Below are 22,847 nucleotides of genomic sequence, written 5' to 3'. Positions count from 1 at the left end.
GACCGCTATCGTCGCCTAGATGGTCAGACCCGAGCGCCGCACCAAAGGCGACCTCGTCGCCGCTACGACGATCGCGCTTGTCGTGGCCGTCATCGCCGCACTGTTCTGGTGGAACAGCTCTGCGCGGGCCACGATCAGCCGGCCCGCCACGTCGCCGACGCCCAACCCGATCCCGGCGCGGGTGGTTCCCGAGACGCTGAACCAGCTGTGGACCGCGACCAGCCCGCGCACGCTGAGCCCGATCGTCGTGGGCGGCACGGTGGTGACCGGAAACGGGCGGACCGTCGACGGTCATGACCCGCAGACCGGCCAGATCCGGTGGACGTTCGCCCGCGACACCTCCCTGTGCGGGGTCTCCTACGTCTACGACCTCGCCGTCGCGGTGTATCCGGACCGTCGCGGCTGCGGACAGGTCAGCAGTATCAGCGGCGGCTCGGGACGCCGCGGCCCGACCCGCACCGCCTACGCCGACGAGCACGTGGTGCTCAGCTCGAACGGCAGCGCCGTGCTTTCGGCCGGGCCGACCCGGTTGGAGCTGTGGCGCTCGGATCTGGTGCGGATGCTGTCCTACGGCGAGATCGACGCCCGGGTGAAACCGGTCAACCAGGGCATCGGTGCCGGTTGCACGCTGATGTCGGCAGCGGCGAGCGACGAAGCGGTGTCGGTGCTGGAAGCTTGCCGCGACCAGAAGGACCTGCGCCTGACGTTGCTCAAGCCGGCGAAGGAAGAAGACGAGCCCGACACCAAGAACGTCCCGCTACCCGGTGTCGCCGCTGATTCCGAGGCGCGCGTGCTGGCGGTGGCGGGCACCACCACCGCGGTGTACCTGCCGTCCCCGCAACCCCAGATCGCCGTGTACGACGAGACCGGCAGCAAGATCGCCAGCACATTGCTGAAAAAGCCTCCGGTGCTTGCCAATTCGGCCCAGGCCGTCACCCACGCCGGCGACCTGTACACCTGGTGGACCGGCGACAGCGTGGAGGTCTTCGACACCCGGCTGTCGTACCGCTACACCATCGAGGCCGCCGGCGCGGTGGCGCCGCTGGGCCCCGGCGCGATGATGGCCGGCCGACTCCTGATCCCGCTCACCAACGGCATCGGGGTGTACGAACCCGGCAGCGGCACCAGCGAGCGCGTTATCGCGGTCGCGCACCCGGCCGGCTCGGGACCGGTGGTCCCGACGGTCACCGGCTCGATGGTGATCGAGCAGCACGGTGACGCGCTGGCCGCGTTCGGCCCGAAGGCTTAGACCTCGGGAGTGAAGGTGGGCAGCGCCTTTCCGGACTTCCAATGCTTGAGCAATGCGGCCGCGAATTCGCGATATGCCGTGCTGCCCTTGCTTTTCCGGCCCGCGAGCACCGACGAACCGGATGCGCTGGCCTCGGCGAAGCGCACCGTGCGCGGGATCGGCGGGGCCAGCACCGGCAGGTTGTAGCGGTCGGCGACGTCGAGCAGGACGTCGCGACTGTGTGTGGTGCGCGAGTCGTACAGCGTGGGTAGCGCACCCAGCAGCTTCAGGTTCGGGTTGGTGATCTGCTGCACGTCGTCGACCGTGCGCAGGAACTGCCCCACCCCGCGGTGCGCCAGCGTCTCGCACTGCAGCGGCACGATCACCTCGTCGGCGGCGGTCAGCCCGTTGAGGGTGAGAACGCCCAGCGACGGCGGACAGTCGATGATCACCACATCGAACTGGTCGAGCTTGTCCAGCGCGCGTTTGAGGGCGTACTCGCGGCCGGCCCGCATCAGCAGCATGGCTTCGGCGCCGGCCAGGTCGATGTTGGCCGGCAGCAGCGTCATGCCCTCGGCCGTTTCCACCAGCGCCGCATTCGGCTCGACGTCGCCGAGCAGCACCTCGTGGACCGACACCGGCAGCTTGTCCGGGTCGGTACCCAGCGAGAACGTCAAACAGCCTTGCGGGTCCAGGTCCACGAGCAAGACACGCTTGCCCGCATCTACGAAAGCCGCCCCCAGAGACGCGACCGTGGTTGTCTTGGCCACCCCACCCTTTTGATTGGCTACCGCCAGTACTCGGGTCACGGGGACCATCCTTGCAGGTTCGCCGCCGTTGCGTCCCGGCCGCCACGGCGCGCCTGGTCATCGGGCAGAATCAGTGGGTGTGAGCGTCGGTACGCATCGGCTGGTCCTGCTTCGGCACGGCGAGACCGAGTGGTCCAAGAGTGGCCAGCACACCAGCACCACCGACCTCGATCTCACCGAGCACGGTCGCGAACAGGCCGAATTGGCCGCGCACACGATCGAGCGCCTGGGTTTGGACAATCCGATCGTGGTCAGCAGCCCGCGCAAGCGCGCCCTGGCCACCGCCGAGCTCGCCGGATTGACCGTCGACGAGGTGTCCCCGCTGCTGTCCGAATGGAATTACGGGGACTACGAGGGGCTCACCACCCACCAGATCCGCACTGACACCCCCGGCTGGCTGCTGTGGACCTACGGCTGCCCGGGCGGCGAGAGCGTCGACCAGGTGAGCATGCGCGCCGACCAGGCGGTGTCGTACGCGCTGGACCACATGGTCGACCGCGACGTGGTGTTCGTCGGCCACGGACACTTCTCCCGCTCGGTGCTGACCCGCTGGGTCGAGCAGCCGCTGCGCGAAGGTGCCCGGTACGGGTTCGGCGCGGCGTCGGTCGCGGTGTGCGGATTCGAATACGGACTGCGGCAGCTCTCGGCGCTGGGGTTGACCAGCCACCGCGAGCCGGTCACCGGGACGTGATCGCGGTTCCAACCTTTGTGCTGAGCGGCCCCGCCGGAACAGTCGTCGCCGAGGGCATCGAGACGGGATACGACGATGTCGCCGCGGCATCGGCGGCGTTGACCGACGGTTCGGCCGACGTGGTGGTGGGTGCGCTGCCGTTCGACATTCGCAGCAAGGCGGCACTGCTGACGCCGACGACGGTGACGTTCGGTGACCACTTGCCCGCATGGTCGACGACGGCGTCGCCCGCGGTGCGGATCGACGCGATGCTGCCGGCACCCGAGGAACACCGGGCCCGCATCCGCAGTGCCCTGGGCCGCCTCACCGATCCCGAAAGCGCTTTGCAGAAGGTCGTTTTGGCGCGCGCGCTGCGGCTGGTCGCCGACGCCGCGCTCGACGAGCGGACGATTCTGAGTCGTTTGCGGGCCGCTGATCCCGAAGCCACCGCCTACCTGGCCGACCTCTCGGTCGCCGGAGGTGAGTACACCGGTACCGCTCTGGTGGGCGCCAGCCCTGAGCTGCTGGTCGCCCGCTTCGGTGACGTGGTGACCTGCCAGCCGTTCGCGGGTTCCGCGCCGCGGTCGGCGGACCCGCAGGTGGACGCCGCCAACGGCACCGCGTTGGCCGAGTCGGGCAAGAACCGGCACGAACACCAGCTCGTCGTGGACACCATGCGTGTTGCACTGGAGCCGCTGTGCGCCAACCTCGACGTCGCACCCAAACCGCAATTGAGTCGCACCGCCGCGCTGTGGCATCTCGCCACGCCGATCCGCGGCCGGTTGCGCGATACCTCAACCACCGCAATCGATTTGGCGTTGGCACTGCACCCCACTCCGGCCGTGGGCGGGGTGCCGACGCAGGCGGCGGTCGATCTGATCGCGGCGCTGGAAGGTGACCGCGGCTTCTACGCCGGCGCGGTCGGCTGGTGCGATGCGCGCGGCGACGGCCGCTGGGTGGTGGCGATCCGCGGCGCGCAGCTGTCGGCCGACCGGCGCGCGGCGCTGGCCCAGGCCGGTGGCGGTATCGTCGCCGAATCGGACGCGGATGACGAAGTCGCCGAAACCACAACCAAGTTCAACACCATTCTGTCAGCTCTGGGGGTGCAGCAATGACCGTGATCCGGATGGCCCAACCCGGCGACGAGGCCGAGATCGTCGCGATGATCCGCGAGCTCGCCGAGTTCGAGCATGCTGCCGATCAATGCACGGTGACCGAAAGTCAAATCACCGCAGCACTGTTCGGCGACAACCCGCCTGCGTCCTGCCATCTGGTCGAGATCGACGGCGAAGCGGCCGCGGTCGCGCTGTGGTTCCGCACCTTCTCCACGTGGGACGGTGTGGCCGGCATCTACCTCGAAGACCTGTTCGTGCGCGACAAGTTCCGCCGGCGCGGCCTGGCGCGTACGTTGCTTGCGACGCTGGCGAAGGAGTGCATCGACAACGGCTACACCCGGCTGGCGTGGGAAGTGTTGGACTGGAACGTCAACGCCATCGCGCTCTATGACGCGGTCGGCGGCAAGCAGATGTCGGAATGGATCAACTACCGGGTCAGCGGAGCGGAACTCCAGGCGCTGGCCGCCGAGGTTTAGTCGTCGGCGCGCGACGCCCAGCGCAGAGCCGGCGGGCTGAACAGCAGCGCGAGCACGGCGATCGCCACTCCACCCATCGCCACTGCGTAGACGGGCTGGTGGGCGGCCACGATGTACCAGGCCACCGGTAACAGCAACAGGTTGGCGAACACCGCGATGCCCCTGCCCCAGCGCCGTCCGGTGGCCAGGGCCCAGCCCGCGGCCAGCACTGCGGCGCCCATCACCGCGAACCAGCCGGCCGTCCCGTATCCGTTGACGATGTGCTGGTCGGCGCCGGCCAGCCCACGCACCACCAACACCACGGCCACGACGATCGCCACCGCCCCTTCGGCAGCCGCCGCGAAACCGGCATAACGCACCACGGGCGGCGGGACAGCGGATTCGGTCACGCCAGTACGGTACCGAGCGCTCAGCGCCGGAACACCACCCACCGCATCGCGCAATACATGTAAAGGCCCTCGCAGGCCCCCGCCGCGATCCGGGCCAGGTGGTACTCGACGCCGAGGGCACGCAACGCACTGGAGACCCCGAGTATGAACGCCAGGTAGTTGATCACCACCACGACGACGTAGACGGCCACCTGCGGACCGACCGCACCGTGCGACTGGAAGTTCACCACCCGGTTGAGCACGTAACTGGCCGCGAAGGCACCGACATAGGCCGCCGTCACCGCCACCCCGAACGGCAGATGAAGGACACCGTGCAGCAGCGTGAGCACCAGCAGATCCAATGCGAAGGTGCCGGAGTTGATCACCACGAAGCCCAGAAAGGTCGGCGGCACAAGCGAATTCAGCCCGAGTGGCAACCGCGCGACCACCGCCTCGCAGGCCCGGTGAAACCACCCGACGGCACTGGCCGAACCCTGCTCCGACCCCACGATCACATCGCGAGCATGCCACCGGCAGCTGTCCCCTTCGTGATGAGCAGGCAAACACTTCGAACAGCGGTGCCGCACCGGTCTAGGCTCATGGCTCGTGCGTGCCGTCCTGATCGTCAACCCGAACGCCACATCGACCACCGCAGCCGGCCGCGACCTGCTCGCCCACGCGCTGGAGAGCCGCGTGGACCTGTCCGTCGTCCACACCGACCACCGCGGCCACGCCATCGAGATCGCCGAAGCCGCCAGGCAGGACGGGACTGACGTGGTCATCGTCCACGGCGGCGACGGCACGGTGAACGAAGTGGTCAACGGTCTGCTCGGCAGGCCTGGCCGGGAACGGCCCGAGACGTTGCCCGCGGTAGCCGTGGTGCCAGGCGGCTCCGCGAACGTCTTCGCCCGGGCGCTGGGCATCAGCCCAGACCCGATCGTCGCCACCAATCAGCTTGTCGACCTGCTCAGCGCCCGTCGCGACGGCGCGCCGTGGCGCGAGATCGGGCTGATGGACTGCGGCGAACGCTGGGCGGTCTTCACCGCCGGGATGGGTGTGGACGGCGACGTGGTGGCGGCGGTCGAGGCGCAGCGTGCCAAGGGCCGCAAGGTCACCGCCGGCCGCTACGTCCGGGTGGCAGTGCGCGAGATGCTGGCCAGCGCCCGCAACGAGCCGCTGCTGACCCTCGAGATGCCCGGCCAGCCGCCCCGAACCGGGGTTTACTTCGCGTTCATTTCCAACTCCAGCCCGTGGACCTACGCCAACACCAGGCCGGTGTGGACGAACCCGGACACCACGTTCGAGACCGGCCTGGGGGTTTTCGCGATCACCAGCATGAACGTCTGGAGGAACCTGATGTTGGTGCGCCGAATGCTGTCGAAGAAGCCGGTCATCAAGGCCAAGCACCTGATCCGCGAGGACGACGTGGCGTGGGTACGGGTCACGGCCGACGAACCGGTCGCCAGCCAGATCGACGGGGATTTTCTGGGCCTACGCGCGGAAATGACGTTCCGATCGGTTCCGGGGGCCCTCTGCGTCCTCGCTCCGCCCGCGGCGGAGCGCTCTGACCTGCAGAAATAGAGTCGCGCCAAATATTCAGGGCGCAGGTGGGTTGAGTGTAGTACAAACGGGTAGAGGGTTTGGTAACCCACCCCCAGCCAGAGCTTGTAGTGAGGTTGCCCACTTGTTAACTGAGTTCTATTGACAACCGTCGAGGCTGTGAAACGATCGGATGCAACAACACAGAAACATTTGTGTGCACTGCATTAACAGCCGAACGAAAAGCGAGTGCGCTTCGCTGCGCACATAGTAAGGAGTAGCGACAAATGGATTGGCGCCATAAGGCGGTCTGCCGTGACGAGGATCCGGAACTGTTCTTCCCCGTGGGGAACAGCGGCCCGGCGCTCGCCCAGATCGCTGACGCGAAGCTCGTATGTAACCGCTGTCCGGTGACGACGGAGTGTCTGACCTGGGCTTTGGATTCCGGCCAGGATGCCGGCGTCTGGGGCGGTATGAGCGAGGACGAGCGTCGCGCGCTGAAGCGTCGCAACGCCCGCACCCGCGCGCGCAGCAGCGTCTAGCCCGCACTTTCGAAGTTCTGCAGATCGCGGCCCCGGCAAATGCCAGGGCCGCGATTTTCATTTACAAATGTCGTGTCGGTCACATTTGCTATTGGGGAACTCGGGCAGTTGAACGCCGTCCGAGTGGTACACGCAACACAACATCGGTCCCGCCGCCGGGAACGTCGTGCATTCCCAGGGAACCGTCGAGTTCCGCGGTGACCAACGTCCGCACGATCTGCAGGCCCAGCCGGTCGGACTTCTCCAGGGAGAAGCCATCCGGCAGCCCGCGGCCGTCGTCGTGCACCACGACGTCCAGCCACCGTGCCGAACGCTCGGCCCGGATCGTCACGCAGCCGCCTTTCGCCGTCGAGTCGAAGGCGTGCTCGATGGCGTTCTGGACCAGCTCGGTCACCACCATCACCAACGCGGTGGCCCGGTCAGCGTCGAGCACCCCCAAGGCGCCCTCCCGGTTGATCCGGATGGGCGTGTCGACCCGGGCGACGTCGTTCATGATGGGCAGGATCCGATCGATCACCTCGTCGAGATTGACCTCCTCGTCCACCGACATCGACAGGGCTTCGTGCACCTGGGCGATCGAGGCCACTCGGCGCACCGACTCCATCAGCGCCTCGCGCGCCTCCTCATTGCTGGTCCGGCGGGACTGAAGGCGCAGCAGCGCCGCGACGGTCTGCAGGTTGTTCTTTACCCGGTGGTGGATCTCGCGGATCGTCGCGTCCTTGGACAGCAAAGCGCGGTCGCGGCGTTTCACCTCGGTGACGTCCCGGATGAGCACCGCCGCCCCCGCAGCGGCGCCGTGAACCACCAGCGGCAGCGTGCGCAGCAGCACCGCGGCACCGCCGGCGTCGACCTCCAGGCGCATGCTCGACCCACCGGCCAGCGAGTCGCGCACATGCTCGGCCAATTCCTGCGCCTCGAACGGGTCGGAGATCAGCGGCCGGGTGATCGCCACCAGGTTGTGGCCCTCCAGCTCGGCGGCCAACCCCATCCGGTGGTAGGCGGACAGCGCGTTCGGGCTGGCGTAGGCGACCACACCGTCGACGTCGAGGCGGATGAAACCGTCGCCGACCCGCGGGCTCGACCGGGACAGCGCCAGGTCGCCGACGTTGGGGAAGGTGCCCTCGGACAGCATGTGCAGCAGGTTGCCCGCACAGTCCATGTAGGCCCGCTCCAGGGGCGACGACGTGCGCCGCTCGGCCAGCGCGGTCTGATGGGTCAGCACGGCCACCACCTGATTGCTGTAGCGGACCGGGACCGCTTCGACGTTCATGCCGGGGTCGCGCAGTTCGAGATCGCTGCCGCCCCGCCCGATCGCACCCGAGGTGAACGCCGCCGTCACCAGCGACAGGTCGCCGGCGGCGACGACTGTCCCGACCGCGTCCCGGATCAAGACCGTCGGGGCGGTGTTGGGCCGGCATTGAGCCACGCAGACCAGGGCGCCGTCGTCGCGGCGCACCCACATCAGATAGTCGGCGAACGAGAGGTCCGCCAGCAGCTGCCATTCGCCGACCACTGCGTGCAGATGGTCCACGGCGCTGCCCGGCAGCACCGTGTGCTCGGCGAGCAGGTCACCGAGGGTGGACACGAAGCTAGTCGATCACGGCAATGAGGTCGCCGGCCTGGATGACGTCGCCAACGGAAACGCTGACCTCGGTGACGGTGCCGCCGACCTCGGCGAGCACCGGGATCTCCATCTTCATCGACTCCAGAAGCACCAGGGTGTCGCCCGCACCGATCTGGTCACCCTTGCTGACCACTACCTCGAGCACACTGGCCACGATCTCGGCGCGCACATCCTCGGCCATCTTCACCTCACTCTTGGTACTGCTCATCTCTTAAGTGCCGCTCTATCGAACCACAACACCGGGTGGTCAGAGGCGCTACCGGGCCGTGAGACACTGTATGCAAGCGTCTGATCGATGGAGGTACATCATGGCCAAGCGTGGCCGTAAGAAGCGTGACCGCAAGCACAGCAAGGCCAACCACGGCAAGCGGCCCAACGCCTGACAGCAAAAAGTGCCCGGCATCTGCCGGGCACTTTTTTGTCGCGGGTCAGCCGCGCCGGATGATCGTGGTCTGACTGATCTGTAGCCGGACCTTCTCCACCAGATGACTGGGCGCCTTGTCTCCACTGCAGCGGGACGCAACCAGCTTCTTGATCCGCTCTTCAACCCCGTAGTACTGCAGGCACGTCGGGCACTCTTCGAGGTGATGACGCAGCCGGTCGCGGGTCTCGGTGGTGCATTCACCGTCGAGCAGCGTCCACACCTCGGCGATCACCGCAGCGCACTCGGGGTGATCGGGGTCCACCGGGCCGATGGGCGGGCGCCAGTCTTCCTCGCCGCGTACCTGATCGTCGCTCATGACGACACCTCCTCCGGTGCATCCTCCGCTTGTCCGCGGGAGAATCCGCGTTCCTTGGCCACATCGGCCAGCAGGCTACGCAACTGGCGCCTGCCTCGGTGCAGCCGGGACATCACCGTTCCGATCGGGGTGTCCATGATTTCGGCGATCTCCTTGTACGGGAAGCCCTCGACATCGGCGTAGTACACCGCCATCCGAAACTCCTCCGGCAATGCCTGCAGAGCTTCTTTGATTTCGGTGTCCGGCAGCAGTTCGAGTGCCTCGACCTCAGCCGAACGCAGACCCGTCGAGGTGTGCTCGGCGTTGGCCGCCAACTGCCAGTCGGTGATCTCCTCGGTCGGATACTCGGCCGGCTGGCGCTGCTTCTTGCGGTAACTGTTGATGTAGGTGTTCGTCAGAATCCGGTACAACCAGGCTTTGAGGTTGGTGCCCTCGCGGAACGAGCGGAAGCCGGCGTAGGCCTTGACCATCGTTTCCTGCAACAGGTCTTCAGCGTCTGCCGGATTGCGCGTCATCCGCAGCGCACCGCCGTAAAGCTGATCGAGCAGCGGAATGGCGTCACGCTCGAAGCGTGCCGTCAACTCCGCATCGGACTCTTCGCGCTGCGGGGCCTCGATGTCGATGTCGGTCATCGTGGGTGACACAGTCCCTTCTGCCGCGGCGCCCCTCAAGAGCTCCGGCAGCGGTATCGGACGGATGAGAAATGCGGGTGCCTGCTCTTCGGCCATCATGCAGACTGCAGCTGACACCGGACTTCTCTCCTTCCAATCCTAAGGCTGTGACCAACACTTTTTTCGTTGAGACCGTCGATCGCGGGCTTGCTTGCTGCGACCACTGTCCACAACAGGATTTCTCACCGCGCTATTTCCCGTGGTTAGGCTGTGCCCCGTGAGTCGTGCCGCGACCCCGGCGATCGTCGCGCTGATCGCCGCCAAAGCACCGCATGAAGTGCTGCGATACGACCACGACCCGCGGTCGGAGTCCTACGGCGACGAGGCGGTCGCCGCCCTGGCCGGCGATTCGCTGGTGCCCGAGCAGATCTTCAAGACGTTGGTGATCGCGTCCGGTTCGGTGCTGGCGGTCGCGGTTTTGCCGGTGCCGTGGAAGCTGTCACTGAAGGCCGCCGCCGCCGCACTGGGACTGTCCAAGGTCGCGATGGCCGATCGGGCGGCCGCCGAACGCGCCACCGGTTATGTGCTGGGCGGGATCTCGCCGCTGGGCCAGCGCAAGCGGCTGCCTACCGTGGTCGACGCGTCGGCGCTGGGGTTCGAGCGGGTGTTGTGCAGCGCAGGCAAGCGGGGCTGGGACGTCTCGCTGGCGCCGCAGGATCTGGTCCGGCTGACCGACGCGGTGACCGCCGATATCCGCGCGCAGTAGTTTCAGTCCACTTTCTCCAGCCGGAACGGCAGCTCGATCTCCAGTTCTTCGTTGCGGCTGCACGCGCCGCTGTCGCCCGACGTCTTGTCGAAGCCCGCGAAGACCCGCGACCCGGGCCGGACGAAGCCGTCGGGGCCGACGGGGAAGAAGCGGTAGCGCTGATGCCCGGTCGCGACGCGGCCGGTTCCGTCGGCGCAGCGCTCCCAACCGGGCAGCTCGCGTTTGACGACGTATTCGCCGTTGGTGATGACAATATCGGCGCTCCATCCGGCGTCGCTGACGACGGTGCCGTTGCACGTGACGGCGTCGTTGCAGGACATGCGAATGGTCCAGGTGCTGCGGACGCTGGCTTCGTTGTGGAAGACGTCGTTGGTTTTCGCCCAGTCCCCGTTGGACGTCGCCACGTAGGTGCCGTTGAGCGCCGCGTCGGTCGCCGATGCGCTCGGCGACCAGGCCAGTGCCGCAACAGCGAGCCCGAAAGCCGTTGCAGTGCAGAACTTTCCCCGACTCGTCATCAGCGGGCCGGAGTGAACCTCAGATGCAGATCGGTCAGACCGCGCAGAATGTATGTCGGCTCGTAGGTGAACGTGAGGGCACCCGCCGGGCCGTGGAACCGCTCGTCGACGGTGATGTCGGTCATCCGGGCCAGGATCCGCTCGAGCGACACCCGACCCTCCACCCGCGCCAATGGAGCCCCCGGACATGAATGCACGCCCCGACCGAACGCGATCTGTTCTCGGACGTTCTTGCGGTCGAGCCGGAACTCGTGCGGGGCCGCGAACCGGTCCGGGTCGCGGTTGGTCGCCGCCGCCGACACCATCACAACGGTACCCGCTGGGATATCAACTCCCCCAAGCTTTGTCGAGCGAACCGCCAACCGGAACTGGGTCTTGACGGGGCTCTCCACGCGCAGGGTCTCTTCGACGAACACCGGGATCAGGGTCGGATCGTCGCGCAGCGCCTGCTGCAGCTCCGGACGTTCGCAGAGAATACGCAGCGCCGCACCGAGCAGCTTGGCGGTGGTTTCCTGGCCGGCGCCGAACAGAAAGCTCGCGGTGCGGACGACGTCGGTCACGGGCGGCTGCGCCCCGTCCGGATAGGTGGCCAGCGCCAGTTCGGTCAGCACGTCGTCGCGCGGGCGGGCGCGGCGGTCTTCGATGTAGCCGCTGAACATCTCGTCCAGGAACTCCAGCGGATTGATCGCCGCACCCTGGCCCTCGATGTTGCCCATCAAGTGCGGGCTGGCCAGCACACCGCGAAACCGCGGGTGGTCCTCGCGGGGCACACCGAGCAGGTCGGCAACAGCGAGCAACGAGAACGGTTTCGAGTAGGCGGTCAGGAACTCGCACTCGCCGGCTCCGACGAATTCGTCGAGCTGAGCGTCGGCCAGTTCGAGCAGGAAGTCCTCATTCGCCTTCAGCCGCTTGGGTGTCAGCAGCCGAGACAGCAGCGAACGCGCCCTGGTGTGGTTGGGCGGGTCCATCGCCACCATGTGCTCGTGCAGTGGCATCTGGGTACGATGCGCTGCGATCTGCTCGCTGATGTCGTCGCCCTCCGGGGTGAACGGCAATGGCGGGAACGGGCCGCCCACCGACACGCAACTGGACCACAGCTCGCCGTCCTTGAGCACCTCCAGTGTCTCCTCGTATCCGGTGACGGCCACCACTCCGTGGTGGGGTTCTCTCACCACCGGACCCTGGCTGCGCAGGTAGTCGAAGTACGGGTGCGGATCGGGGACGAACTCCGGGCTGGTGAAGAAGTCGACACTGGAATCGATCATGGGGCAACACCTTTCTCGCGGACGGTTTCCGGCCTGCCGCCCAGGGCAGCCAGGCAGAACCGCCACAGTCGGTCTTTGACGTCATCGAGTTCACCCTCGCTGTGCGCGGCGAAGGCGTAGAAGTGGTACACCGCGCGCATGAGCTCGGCGAGAAACCACGAATCCCAGTCGGGGTCGGGCGGATTCAGCAAGCCGGCCTCGATCGCAGCGCCGACCTCGCCGCGCACCAGGTCGACGAACGGCTTTTCAGCTTCGGCCAGGTCCTCGGGAAATTGCCGGTGCAGCCGCCAGCGCGTCGACACCACGAACCGCGACATTGCGGCATTGCGACTGTCACCGTCGAGCCGTTCGAGGGTGGACAGGACGTAGTACCGAAGGCGGGCCAGCGGATCGGGAAGCTGCGCGGCATTCGCCACCCAGTGCTCGCAGGCCACGACCATCGCGTCGCCGATCACCGCGAGCAGCAGTTCGTCCTTGCTCGCGAAATACCGGTAGAACGTCTGCAGGGCGACACCGGCCTCGGTCACCAGCTCCTGCGTGGTGAACTCGTCGCCCTTGTCGGCGATCAGCCGCTGGGCGGCGTCAAGCATCTGGCGTACCTGCTTGGCGATTCTCAGCCGCGAACGTTGCACGGCCGCCGACCGCTCGACGGCGCGGTCCACCCACGACTCGGACGGAACGCCGACGCTCGTCATGACGGTGACAGCACCACAACGGGAATGTCGCGGTCCGTCCGTGACTGATAGACCTCGTAATTCGGCCACACACTCGTCACGATCGACCAGAGCCGGGGCTTCTCGTCAGGTGTGGCGGTGCGCGCGGTGACCGCGATCTCCTGGTCGCGCACCTGGATCATCGCCGCGGGGTTGGCTTGCAGGTTCAAATACCAATTCGGGTGTCTGGGCGCCCCGCCCATCGACGCGACGACGAGGTAGTCGTCGCCGTCGCGGGCGAAGATCAGCGCCGAGGTGTGGGTCTCCCCGCTACGCCGGCCCGCCACCGACAACAGCAGGGTCGGCACCCCGTTCCACAGATAGCCGACCTCGCCGCTGCTATCACGGTATGCCGCAACATGATCAGCACCGACGAGGACGAGATCCGGAGCAGTGTAGTTCTGTTCGGCCATACTCACCTCAGGCTGGATCGAAGAGGACCGGGATCGCGGTGGCGCCGCGCTCGTACATGCCCACGAAGCGGGGCGGCTCGGCGTCGGGATCCAGCCGCAGATTCGGCAGCCGATCCAGCAGGGTCGAAATCGCCACCGCCATCTCGGCGCGGGCGACGTGCATACCCAGGCAGATGTGCGCACCCTGTCCGAAACCGAGATTCGGCCGCAGCGGGCGGGTGATGTCGTATTCGTCGGGTCGGTCCCACCGCTCCGGATCCCGGTTGGCCGCACCGATGTTGATGTGCACCACCGAGCCGGCAGGGAGTTCGACGCCGCCGAGTTCGGTGTCGGTGACCACCCAGCGGGAGAACATCGGATCCGTCGGCATCCAGCGCACCGACTCCTCGATGGCGGGCCGCAACAGAGACCGGTCCTGCCGGACTGCATCGAGCAGGTCGGGTCGCTGCAGCAGTGCGGTCAGTGTGGTGCCCATCTGTTTCCAGGTGGTGCCCGAACCGGCGCCGAGCAACAGCAGCACGAACGAGTCGATCTCACGATCGGTCAGCCGGGTGGTCGTGCCGTCCTCGTCTGTGAGCTCCGCCTGCACGAGAACGCTGATGAGGTCGTCCTTCGGTTCGGCACGGCGCACCGCGACAATGGGTTTGAGCATGTCGACGACCCGCTGCGGGTCGCGGGTGAGCGCTTCCCTGATCTCGAGTGCCTGCTCGACCGGCACCCCGAAGCTGCCGGTGATCGTGAGAATCGGTATGGCCGCGCAGAAGTCGACGTTGAGCTCGGCGCGACCGTCGCGCGCGAAGCTGTCGATGAGCATGTCAACGGTCTCGGAGATCCAATTGTCAATCCACCATCTGGCGTTCGACGAGAGGAACGACGGCTGAACCAGGGCGCGGTAACGCTTGTGCTGGGCACCGTCCATCGACAGCATGCTGTTGGTGAGTCCGAGTGGGCCACTGTCGAGATCGACCGGTTCCGCCGACGACGCGAACACGTCGGGATCGCGGTGCGCCGCAAAGCAGGTCTCGTAGTCGAACAGGGTGAAGTGCGGTCGGTCCGGGTACGGCAGACCGTGGAAGTACATGGGCTCGGTGCAGCCAGTGAGCTCATGCAGGACGCCCGGCAGTACAGGACCCTGCTCCCGTAGCCGATGCCAGGCCGGGTACGGGTCGCCCTCGTAGGCACCGCCGCTGAAGGAGTTGTAGGAGCTGCGCAGGTCGAACAGCTCCCGCAGCCGGTCCCGGTCCAGCGTGGGCGTGGTCATCGCGCCACGTACCCGCCGTCGACGGGAAGCGCCACCCCGGTGATGTTGCGCGCCGCGTCCGACACCAGATAGAGCGCGGCCTCGGCGCAATCCTCGGCGGTGATGGCGTTGCCCAATGGGTGCTGTGCGCCGACCTTTTCCGCGATGCCGGCCAGCTGCGTGTCGTCGACGTCCAACCCGCCGGCAGCCATGAACCCGGTCAGCGGCATCGCCGCCGGGCAGATGGCATTCACCCGGATGCCGAACGGTGCGGCTTCAACCGCGACGGCACGGGTCAGCTGCAGCACTCCGCCCTTCGTCGCGCCGTACACCGTGCCGCCCCAGGCGACCAGCCCGGCGACCGAACCGGTGTTGAGGATGACACCTCCGCTGCCCTGCTTCTTGAATTGCAGCACAGCGTATTTGCAACCCAGGAACACACCGCCGAGGTTCACCGCCACCAGGCGGTTGAAGTCGTCGAGGGTGTGGTCCTCGAACGTCATGCCGAGCCGCGGTGTCGGGATGCCGACGTTGTTGAACACAATGTCCAGGCGGCCGTAGCTGTCCACCGCAGCAGCGATCATCGCCTCCACGGCCGCCTCGTTCGACACGTCGACGCCGACGGCCGTGGCGGTCCCCTCTGCCGCCTCGATCCGCCGGACCGTCTCCTTGGCCTGCTCGATGTCGATGTCGGCCACGACGATTCGCGCACCTTGCTGCGCGAATCTGAGCGCAGACGCGCGTCCGACCCCAGATCCCGCGCCGGTGACGACGGCGCTCTTGCCGTTCAGTACTCCGGCCACGCTCAGGCGCCAGCCAGGACGGGGGGTTCAGCGGGGGTGAAGCGGTAGAGCCGTTCGGCGTTGCCGCGCAACAACTTGTACTGCACTTCTGGTGGGAGGTCCTTCATCGTGTTGCGCGCGACGTCGATGCAGTCCGGCCACGTCGAGTCGGAGTGCGGGTAGTCGGTTTCGCACATGATGTTGTCCTCACCGAGTTCGTCGAGGCTTCGCACCGCATGACGGTCCTCGATGATGCAGCCGTAGATGTGATTGCGGAACGTCTCACGGATATCGAGCGTGTCGAGGTCGATCGCATTGCCCGCCCCCGCGTGGGTATCGAACTTCGCCCCGCGCATCACCCAATACCGTTGCTTGTCGAGTACCTGCTCGGCGCGTTCCAGGAAGTACGGCATCCAGCCGACTTCTCCTTCGGAGAGTGCGATCTTCAGCTTCGGGTAACGCTGGAACATGCCGCTGAAGAGCCACGAGAGCATCGTTCCCGAGGTCCGTGAGGCACCCCAGGTGAGGTTGGCCATGAACGGCGCATCGGCGCAGATCTTCGGCAGCGTCGACGACGACCCGACGTGCATACTAGCCACCATCTCGAGATCATTGGCCGCCGCCATCACGGGCTCCCAATATCCGTTGGCGTCATGGATCGTGGGCAGTCCCAACGGTTCCGGATTCTCGGAGAACGCGAACGTCGTCACCCCCTTGGCCGCCATCCGCTCCATCTCTTTGGCGGCGAGCGGGGGATCCCACATCGGGATCAGCATCAGCGGAATGTAGCGGCCCGGCGCTGCGCCGCACCATTCCTCGACCAGCCAGTCGTTGTAGAGCTGCAGGCATTCGAAGCCGAATTCGCGGTCGCTGGCCTCCATGAACAGCTGGCCACAGAACCGGGTGATCGTCGGAAAGCACAGCGATGCAAGCACTCCGGATCGGTCCATGTCCTCGATGCGAGCCTTGGCGTCGTAACACCCCGGCCGCATCTCGGAGTAGGACAGCGGTTCCGGGCTGAACTCCTCCTTGGACTTACCGACGACCGCGCTCAAACCCGAGTTCGGATAACGCTTCCCGTCGTATACCCAGTTGTCGACCCCGTGGTCGTTCTTCTCCATGTGCGGGGCGCGGTCGCGGTCCTTGGCGGCCACCCGGTCGATCCAGAGGTTGGGCGGCTCGAGAATGTGATCGTCGACCGAGATCAACCAGTTCAGGTCGATGTCGGTGTTGCCATTGCCGTTGCCGCTCATTACGAAAGCTCCCCTATCGACAGGTGTTTGACTTCTTGGAATTCGCGGATCCCGTCGGGACCCCGCTCGCGGCCGAGGCCGCTCTGCTTGTAACCACCGCTGGGCGCATAGGCACTGAACACGGTCGTGTTGACGTTGACCGCACCAGTGCGCAGCCGCCGCGCCACCGACAGCGCGGCCGCTACGTCGGCGCCGTACACCTGACCCGACAGGCCGTAGATGCTGTCGTTGGCGATCTCGACGGCATGGTCGAGATCGCGGTAGCCGAGCACCGCGATCACCGGGCCGAAGATCTCTTCCTGGGCGGCGGGATTGGCGTTGTCCGGGATGTCGAGCACGGTGGGTTCGACGTAGTACCCGCGATCGAGGCCGGGTGGACGGCCGCCACCACAGACGACCTTTCCGCCGTGCTCCTCCGCGGCTGCGACCAGCCGCTCACACCGCTCACGCTGGGCTGCGCTGATCACCGGCCCCATCGTTGCGTCCGGCGAGCTCGGCGGTCCGACCTTGATGGATTTGTACACCGCCCCAACGGTTTCGAGCACCCGCTCACGCTGATCCTCGGGGACCAGCATGCGGGTCGCCGCGACGCATGCCTGGCCTGCGGTGCTCATCACCACCATGGCCGCACCCGCCGCGACCCGCTCGATCGCATCGGCCAGGTAGATCTGCGCTGACTTCCCGCCGAGTTCCAGCGACACCCGCTTCACCGTGGGCGCGGCCTGCGCCAGGATCTTGCGGCCGGCCAGTGTGGAGCCGGTGAACGAGACCATGTCGACGCAGCCGTGGCTGGTGAGCAACTCCGCCCCGGCAGTGCCCTGCTCGGCGACGACGCTCAACACCCCCGGGGGAAGGCCGACGGCCTCGGCCGCCATGCCGAAGATCAGCGACGAGATCGGGGTCAACGGACTCGGTCGCAGGATCACCGAGTTCCCCGCCATCAACGCCGGGATCAGCTTTTGGAAGCCCATGATCAGCGCAGCGTTGTACGGCGTGATCGCGGTGACCACCCCGACCGGTTCATGACGGCGGATGCTCAACGCCACGCGGCCGCGGACCAGATCATCGACCGGAACAGGGCTGGCCTGTTCGTGTTTCATCGACAGGTAGAGATTGATGGTCTGCCGCGCCAGGTTGAGACCGGCCTGCAGCTGGGTCATCTCGGCGAATCGGCGTGACTGCCCCGCCTCGGCAACCAGAGTGGGCACGAGAGTATCGGCGCTGCTCTCGATGAAGTCGACGAAATCGCGCAACACTCGCGCCCGATCGGCGACGGCCAAGTCGGCCCATACCCCGCGGTCGAAGCTGCCGCGCGCCTCGGTGATCGCGCGCTCGACCTCCCTGATCGGTGTGGCCGTCACGTCGTGGACATGCGTCTCGTCGGCCGGGTTCTCAACGCTGATCAACTCGTCGCCGGTGACCCATCGGCCGGCCACGTAGGTCCGCTGCTCGGAAACCACTGCCATGAACTCTCCCGACCGCTGTTGGGGACGAACTCGCATTCGAGGGTAGAACGGCACTCTCTTTTTAACAAGAGCTATCCAATTGTTCTGGCGGTGTGTAATCTTCCCGGTCATCCGAGTATGAGATTCCCATCACAGTGCAGGAGCTCATGACACGCTCGACGTGGAGCGCAGCGACCGCATCGGCGCCGGTAGCCGCCAAGCCCGGACGCGATTTCGGTGCCAGAAGCTACGTGCGGCCGGTGGTCGGGCTGGTCGCCGTAGTGGTCATGGCCACCGTCGTCGTCGTCGCGATCGCGATGTTCAACGGAAAGTTCGACGACACCTCGCCCGTCGTCGTGATGGCCGACCGGGCCGGTCTGCTCATGGACCCGGGCGCCAAGGTGAAGCTGCACGGGGCGCAGATCGGCACTGTCTCGGCCGTGCGGGAAACCGCAGACGGCCGCGCCGAACTCAAGCTGGCTATCGAGCCGGCCCGGCTGCGAGTCATTCCCGACAACGTGCTCGTCGACATCGGCGCCACCACCGTGTTCGGCGCCAAGACAGTGGAATTCGTCCCACCGCCGCAGCCGTCGCGGACACCCCTGCGCGCCGGTCAGACCCTGGACGCCCAGCACGTCACCGTCGAAGTGAATACCATCTTCGATGATCTCAATTCGCTTCTGGCGCACATCGATCCACCGAAGCTGAACGAAACCCTGGGTGCGATCTCCACGGCACTGAGTGGTCGCGGTGAGGCGTTCGGTCGCTCGCTGAGCGACTTCAACGCGTTCCTCGGCACGATCGAGCCCAGCCTTCCCGAGCTCAGCAACGAGTTGGAGAAGCTGCCTGCGGTCAGTGCCGCGTACGCCGACGCCGCACCGGATTTCATGACGATCGTCACCGACGGGACCCGCATCAGCCGCACCCTGACAGACACCCAGGCCGATCTGGATCGGTTCCTGGTGTCGACCATCGGCCTGGCCGACATCGGCAACGACGTGCTCGGCGCCAACCGTGAAGGCCTGACGAACGTCATGCGCCTGCTGGTCCCGACGACGGAATTGACCAATCAGTACCACGAAGCATTGACGTGCTCACTGACCGGCATGATCGCCTTCGCCCTCAAGCCGCCGGCAAGGGTGCCGGGCGTCAACGACCTCGGCGCTCTTACGTTGGGGATCGACCGCTACCGCTACCCACAGGATCTGCCGAAGGTCGCCGCGACCGGGGCGCCGCAGTGCAAGGGCCAACTGCCGTTGCAGTTCAACACATACCCGCCCAAGGTCGTCGCGGATGTGGGAACCGACCCGACGCGCTACGGCAATCAGGGCATCGTGCTGAATTCCGATGCGCTCAAGCAATGGTTGTTCGGCGCGATCGACGGGCCGCCTCGCAATACCGCCCAGATCGGGCAGCCCGGATGACCACGCGCCGCACTGCCGCCAAGTTGGGCGTGTTCGTCATCGTCATGTCGACGTTGACCGTGTTCTTGTTCCTGGTCTTCGGTGAATTCCGGGGCGGCGCTGCGCATGGTTACTCCGCTGTCTTCCGCGACGCATCCAGCCTGAAGGCCGGCGACTCCGTACGTGTGGCCGGTGTCCGGATCGGCACGGTCGACGGCGTGAAATTACGCGCCGACGACACGGTGCTGGTGTCCTTCACCGCCGACGACGATGTCGTCCTCACCACCGGAACCAGGGCCGCAGTCCGGTATCTGAACCTCGTCGGCGATCGCTACCTTGAACTGCTCGACGGACCGGGTTCCAGCCGGATGCTGCCGCGCGGGTCGCAGATCCCGCCGGAACGAACTCAACCGGCGCTCGACCTCGACTTGCTCCTGGGCGGCATCAAGCCGGTGATCCGCGGGCTCGCTCCCCAGGACGTCAACGCGCTGACCAATGCGCTGCTTGAGATCTTCCAGGGTCAGGGCGACAATCTGCAGTCACTGCTCAGCAGAACGTCGTCGTTCTCGGCGTCATTGGCCGATAACAACGGGGCACTGGAACACCTCATCGACAACCTCGACACCGTGCTGGGCGCACTCGGTAGTGAGGGGGCGCGGTTCTCCGGTGCCATCGACAAGTTCCAGCGGCTGACCACCGAGCTGGCAGCCGACCGCGACACGATCGGTTCGGCGATCGAATCACTGAGCGCCGGAACGGCATCCATCGCCGATTTGTTGACCGCTACCCGGCCGCCGCTGGCGAACACCGTCAACCAACTCAACCGGCTCGCACCGCTACTCGACCAGGACAAGGACCTCGTGGACGCGTCGCTGCAACGCCTGCCCGAGAACTACCGCAAGCTGGTGAGGCTTGGGTCTTACGGAAGCTTCGTGAACTACTACCTGTGCGGTATAAGCATCCGGGTTTCCGACCTTCAGGGCCGCACCGCCGTCTTCCCCTTCATCAAACAGCGTGACGGGAGGTGTGCAGAGCCCAATGCTTAAGTACCACAGACCCGAACTCGTCCGGGCGGGCTTCCTCGGCACCGTCCTCGTGCTTCTGGTGATCGCCGTCGGACTCCAACCCGAACGTCTGGTGTCGTGGGCGACGACCATCCGCTACTACGCCGAGTTCACCGAAGCCGGCGGCCTGGCGGAGGGTAACGACGTCAAGGTTTCCGGCGTCAAAGTCGGGACCGTCACCGCGGTCGTGCTCGGCGACCACGGCGCCGTCGCAACGCTTGCGGTCAACGATGGTGTTCGGCTCGGTTCGCAGACCACCGCGCACATCAGAACCGGCTCGCTTCTCGGTGCGCGGATCGTCACGCTCGAGCCCGCCGGGCCGTCTGCCATGCGTCCTGGGGACACCATCCCGACCTCGCGAACCGGTTCGCCGTATTCACTCAACGAAGCCGTCAACGACCTCACCACCAATGTGGCCGCGACCGATACGGCCACCCTCAACCAATCGTTGGACACGCTATCGGCGACGCTGGATCAGGTTGCGCCGCAACTGGGTCCAACCTTCGACAGCCTGACGCGGCTGTCGCGGTCATTGAACAGCCGCAGTGAGACCTTGTCGTCGCTGTTGCACAACGCCTCGGCCGTCACCGACGTGCTCAGCAAGCGCAGCCAGCAGGTCGACACGCTGATCCTCAACGCCAACGATCTGATCGCCGTCCTCGTCGAGCGCAGACAGGCCATCAGTGAACTGCTGGCCAACACAGCCGCGGTCGCCACGAACCTGACCGGGCTGGTGAAAGAAAACGAAGCACAATTGGCCCCGACCCTGGATCGACTGAACCGGGTAACCGCCGTGCTGGAGAAGAACCGGGACAATCTGTCGAAAGCCCTGCCGGGATTGAAGAAGTTCGAGATGACAACGAGCGAGTCCGTGGCCAACGGGCCCTATTACAGCGCGTATGTGCCCAACCTCATCCCGCCCCAGCTCCTCCAGCCTTTCCTGGACTACGCCTTCGGTTTTCGGGCCGGCGACGCGCAGCAGCCACGCGCGCTGTTTCCGTGGCCCACCAACGGCATACCGGGCGGTAGCCGATGAAGCGTTGGCCGGCCCGCGCGTTGCTCGCATTGCTCATCGCGCTATTGATCGGGTCCGCCTCACTTCTGGTGCGCCAAACCTACTTCGGGCCCAACCACATCACCGCGTACTTCTCGTCGGCCACTGCGCTGTATGCCGGCGACGAAGTCCGAATCGCCGGGGTCAAGGTCGGCACGATACGGACGATCGAGCCGCAGCCGGAACGGGCCGTGGTGACCATGGAGATCGAGCATGGCGTGCGGGTTCCCGCGGACGCCAAGGCGGTGATCGTGGCGCAGAACCTCGTGGCCGCACGCTATGTGCAGCTGGCCCCGCTGTACGTCCCGGGCCGGCCACGGATGGGCGATGGGGCGGTCATCCCCCAGGAACGCACCGCCGTCCCCATCGAGTGGGATGAGGTCAAGACCCAATTGTCCCGGCTGGCAACCGCACTCGGGCCGGACAGCGATGTGTCGAGCAGTTCGGTCGGCAGATTCATCGAAAGCACTGCGGATGCGATGAACGGCAACGGTCCGAAGTTGCGGCAGACGTTCGCCCAGCTGTCTTCGCTCGCGCGGATTCTCTCCGACGGCAGCGGCGACATCGTAGCGACCATCGAGAACCTGCAGACGTTCGTCACGGCGCTGCGTGACAGCAGCGATCAGATCATCTCGTTCCAAAATCGGCTGGCGACGCTGAGCACCGTGTTGTCCGACAGTCGCGACGATCTCGACGCCGCGATGTCCGAACTCGCAGTCGCAGTAGGTGAGGTCAAGCGATTCGTCGCGGGTACCCGGGATAAGACGGCCGAGCAGGTCCAGCGCCTCGCCAACGTCACGCAGGTGTTGGCCGACCACCGCTCGGACCTGGAGAACATCCTGCACGTCGCCCCCACGGCCTTCGCGAACAGCTACAACATCGTCAACCCGAACCTCCCCGGCGCAGTGGGCACCTTCGTGGTCAACAACTTCGCCAATCCCGTCACGTTCATCTGTTCGGCGATCGGCGCGGTTGCCAACACCACCGCGCAGGAAAGCGCCAAATTGTGCGCCCAATATCTCGGCCCGGCGTTGCGGCTGCTCAACTTCAACTATCTGCCGATCCCGATGAACCCGGCGCTGATGCCGTCGCTGACTCCCGACAAGGTGACGTACACCGATCCGGCGCTCGCTCCCGGTGGACCCGGCCCCACACCCGCTCCCCCCGACCAACCCCCGGCGGTGTCGGCTTACACCGGAGGCCAGCCATGAG

The 22,847-nt window shown here is 66.3% G+C and carries 27 protein-coding genes; 12 read left to right on the top strand and 15 right to left on the bottom strand.

Annotation, left to right across the window (positions count from 1 at the left end; all coding sequences use genetic code 11):
• The first annotated feature begins 19 nt into the window (after positions 1-19).
• Positions 20-1,249 (top strand): hypothetical protein, encoded by a 1,230-nt coding sequence (locus tag AB431_RS08265; RefSeq protein WP_047329525.1) that lies wholly within the window; start codon positions 20-22, stop codon positions 1,247-1,249.
• On the opposite strand, the gene AB431_RS08260 is transcribed toward AB431_RS08265, so the two are convergent.
• The gene (locus AB431_RS08260; protein ID WP_162489408.1) at positions 1,246-2,046 is read right to left on the bottom strand and encodes a ParA family protein; all 801 of its coding nucleotides are present in this window, start codon (positions 2,044-2,046) and stop codon (positions 1,246-1,248) included. The genes AB431_RS08265 and AB431_RS08260 overlap by 4 nt on opposite strands.
• A 70-nt stretch (positions 2,047-2,116) precedes the next feature.
• On the opposite strand from AB431_RS08260, the gene AB431_RS08255 reads away from it, so the two are divergent.
• The 3 genes from AB431_RS08255 to AB431_RS08245 are packed head-to-tail and all read left to right on the top strand — an operon-like array spanning position 2,117 to position 4,298.
• Positions 2,117-2,728, top strand: a complete 612-nt coding sequence (locus AB431_RS08255; RefSeq protein WP_047333210.1) for an acid phosphatase — start codon at positions 2,117-2,119, stop codon at positions 2,726-2,728.
• Entirely contained in the window at positions 2,728-3,822 is a 1,095-nt protein-coding gene (locus AB431_RS08250) for an isochorismate synthase (protein WP_082135871.1), read from the top strand. Before AB431_RS08255 ends, AB431_RS08250 begins: the two co-directional genes overlap by 1 nt.
• Complete coding sequence (locus tag AB431_RS08245; RefSeq protein WP_047329523.1) at positions 3,819-4,298, top strand: GNAT family N-acetyltransferase; 480 nt, start codon at positions 3,819-3,821, stop codon at positions 4,296-4,298. Before AB431_RS08250 ends, AB431_RS08245 begins: the two co-directional genes overlap by 4 nt.
• On the opposite strand, the gene AB431_RS08240 is transcribed toward AB431_RS08245, so the two are convergent.
• Positions 4,295-4,687: a hypothetical protein gene (locus tag AB431_RS08240; RefSeq protein WP_047329522.1), complete on the bottom strand. Its 393-nt coding sequence runs from the start codon at positions 4,685-4,687 to the stop codon at positions 4,295-4,297. The two genes, AB431_RS08245 and AB431_RS08240, sit on opposite strands and share 4 nt — an antisense overlap.
• Before the next feature lie 20 nt (positions 4,688-4,707).
• The gene (locus tag AB431_RS08235; protein ID WP_047329521.1) at positions 4,708-5,181 is read right to left on the bottom strand and encodes a GtrA family protein; all 474 of its coding nucleotides are present in this window, start codon (positions 5,179-5,181) and stop codon (positions 4,708-4,710) included.
• Positions 5,182-5,272: 91 nt separating this feature from the next.
• Here AB431_RS08235 and AB431_RS08230 point away from each other — a divergent pair, with 91 nt between their 5' ends.
• Positions 5,273-6,247: a diacylglycerol kinase family protein gene (locus AB431_RS08230; RefSeq protein WP_047329520.1), complete on the top strand. Its 975-nt coding sequence runs from the start codon at positions 5,273-5,275 to the stop codon at positions 6,245-6,247.
• A gap of 245 nt (positions 6,248-6,492) precedes the next feature.
• Entirely contained in the window at positions 6,493-6,747 is a 255-nt protein-coding gene (locus AB431_RS08225; RefSeq protein ID WP_047329519.1) for a WhiB family transcriptional regulator, read from the top strand.
• Between the two features lie 88 nt (positions 6,748-6,835).
• Here the strand turns inward: AB431_RS08225 and AB431_RS08220 are convergent, their stop codons facing one another.
• Positions 6,836-8,332: a sensor histidine kinase gene (locus AB431_RS08220; protein ID WP_047329518.1), complete on the bottom strand. Its 1,497-nt coding sequence runs from the start codon at positions 8,330-8,332 to the stop codon at positions 6,836-6,838.
• A 4-nt stretch (positions 8,333-8,336) separates the two neighbouring features.
• Positions 8,337-8,552, bottom strand: coding sequence for a biotin/lipoyl-binding carrier protein (locus AB431_RS08215; RefSeq protein WP_047333209.1), 216 nt, complete (start codon positions 8,550-8,552; stop codon positions 8,337-8,339).
• A 127-nt stretch (positions 8,553-8,679) separates the two neighbouring features.
• Here AB431_RS08215 and AB431_RS31530 point away from each other — a divergent pair, with 127 nt between their 5' ends.
• Entirely contained in the window at positions 8,680-8,754 is a 75-nt protein-coding gene (locus AB431_RS31530) for a 50S ribosomal protein bL37 (protein WP_011728008.1), read from the top strand.
• 45 nt (positions 8,755-8,799) lie between these two features.
• Here AB431_RS31530 and rsrA read toward each other — a convergent pair whose 3' ends face one another.
• Together rsrA and AB431_RS08205 are read right to left on the bottom strand one after the other, a co-directional pair.
• Entirely contained in the window at positions 8,800-9,111 is a 312-nt protein-coding gene (gene rsrA, locus AB431_RS08210; RefSeq protein ID WP_047329517.1) for a mycothiol system anti-sigma-R factor, read from the bottom strand.
• Positions 9,108-9,743, bottom strand: a complete 636-nt coding sequence (locus tag AB431_RS08205; protein ID WP_162489440.1) for a sigma-70 family RNA polymerase sigma factor — start codon at positions 9,741-9,743, stop codon at positions 9,108-9,110. Before AB431_RS08205 ends, rsrA begins: the two co-directional genes overlap by 4 nt.
• 256 nt (positions 9,744-9,999) lie before the next feature.
• Here AB431_RS08205 and AB431_RS08200 point away from each other — a divergent pair, with 256 nt between their 5' ends.
• Positions 10,000-10,488 carry an aminoacyl-tRNA deacylase gene (locus AB431_RS08200; RefSeq protein WP_047329516.1) on the top strand — a complete coding sequence of 163 codons (489 nt, stop codon included), beginning with the start codon at positions 10,000-10,002 and terminating at the stop codon, positions 10,486-10,488.
• A gap of 2 nt (positions 10,489-10,490) precedes the next feature.
• Here AB431_RS08200 and AB431_RS08195 read toward each other — a convergent pair whose 3' ends face one another.
• Genes AB431_RS08195 through AB431_RS08160 form a run of 8 tightly spaced genes read right to left on the bottom strand, consistent with a single transcriptional unit; the run spans position 10,491 to position 18,135 of the window.
• Positions 10,491-11,003, bottom strand: a complete 513-nt coding sequence (locus tag AB431_RS08195) for a hypothetical protein (protein ID WP_047329515.1) — start codon at positions 11,001-11,003, stop codon at positions 10,491-10,493.
• A complete protein-coding gene (locus AB431_RS08190; protein WP_047329514.1) occupies positions 11,003-12,268 on the bottom strand; it encodes a cytochrome P450 in 1,266 nt (421 codons plus the stop codon). Before AB431_RS08190 ends, AB431_RS08195 begins: the two co-directional genes overlap by 1 nt.
• Positions 12,265-12,900 carry a TetR/AcrR family transcriptional regulator gene (locus AB431_RS08185; protein WP_047333207.1) on the bottom strand — a complete coding sequence of 212 codons (636 nt, stop codon included), beginning with the start codon at positions 12,898-12,900 and terminating at the stop codon, positions 12,265-12,267. Before AB431_RS08185 ends, AB431_RS08190 begins: the two co-directional genes overlap by 4 nt.
• 59 nt (positions 12,901-12,959) lie before the next feature.
• Positions 12,960-13,394: a nitroreductase family deazaflavin-dependent oxidoreductase gene (locus tag AB431_RS08180; protein ID WP_047329513.1), complete on the bottom strand. Its 435-nt coding sequence runs from the start codon at positions 13,392-13,394 to the stop codon at positions 12,960-12,962.
• A gap of 7 nt (positions 13,395-13,401) precedes the next feature.
• The gene (locus AB431_RS08175) at positions 13,402-14,655 is read right to left on the bottom strand and encodes a cytochrome P450 (protein WP_047329512.1); all 1,254 of its coding nucleotides are present in this window, start codon (positions 14,653-14,655) and stop codon (positions 13,402-13,404) included.
• On the bottom strand, positions 14,652-15,437 hold the full coding sequence (locus AB431_RS08170; RefSeq protein ID WP_047329511.1) for an SDR family NAD(P)-dependent oxidoreductase: 786 nt from the start codon (positions 15,435-15,437) through the stop codon (positions 14,652-14,654). Before AB431_RS08170 ends, AB431_RS08175 begins: the two co-directional genes overlap by 4 nt.
• Before the next feature lie 2 nt (positions 15,438-15,439).
• Positions 15,440-16,669 carry an amidohydrolase family protein gene (locus tag AB431_RS08165; RefSeq protein WP_047329510.1) on the bottom strand — a complete coding sequence of 410 codons (1,230 nt, stop codon included), beginning with the start codon at positions 16,667-16,669 and terminating at the stop codon, positions 15,440-15,442.
• A complete protein-coding gene (locus tag AB431_RS08160; protein WP_047329509.1) occupies positions 16,669-18,135 on the bottom strand; it encodes an aldehyde dehydrogenase family protein in 1,467 nt (488 codons plus the stop codon). Before AB431_RS08160 ends, AB431_RS08165 begins: the two co-directional genes overlap by 1 nt.
• A gap of 146 nt (positions 18,136-18,281) precedes the next feature.
• Here AB431_RS08160 and AB431_RS08155 point away from each other — a divergent pair, with 146 nt between their 5' ends.
• Genes AB431_RS08155 through AB431_RS08140 form a run of 4 tightly spaced genes read left to right on the top strand, consistent with a single transcriptional unit; the run spans position 18,282 to position 22,846 of the window.
• Entirely contained in the window at positions 18,282-19,538 is a 1,257-nt protein-coding gene (locus AB431_RS08155) for an MCE family protein (RefSeq protein ID WP_047333206.1), read from the top strand.
• Complete coding sequence (locus AB431_RS08150) at positions 19,535-20,563, top strand: MCE family protein (RefSeq protein WP_047329508.1); 1,029 nt, start codon at positions 19,535-19,537, stop codon at positions 20,561-20,563. Before AB431_RS08155 ends, AB431_RS08150 begins: the two co-directional genes overlap by 4 nt.
• Positions 20,556-21,617, top strand: coding sequence for an MCE family protein (locus tag AB431_RS08145; protein WP_047329507.1), 1,062 nt, complete (start codon positions 20,556-20,558; stop codon positions 21,615-21,617). The genes AB431_RS08150 and AB431_RS08145 overlap by 8 nt, the downstream gene beginning before the upstream one ends.
• Positions 21,614-22,846: an MCE family protein gene (locus AB431_RS08140; protein WP_082135597.1), complete on the top strand. Its 1,233-nt coding sequence runs from the start codon at positions 21,614-21,616 to the stop codon at positions 22,844-22,846. Before AB431_RS08145 ends, AB431_RS08140 begins: the two co-directional genes overlap by 4 nt.
• The last annotated feature ends 1 nt before the right edge of the window (position 22,847 follow it).

The organism is Mycobacterium sp. EPa45, assembly GCF_001021385.1.
Lineage (GTDB): Bacteria > Actinomycetota > Actinomycetes > Mycobacteriales > Mycobacteriaceae > Mycobacterium.
Note: the sequence above shows the minus strand (reverse complement) of the source record. Positions and strands in the feature narration are given on the sequence as shown.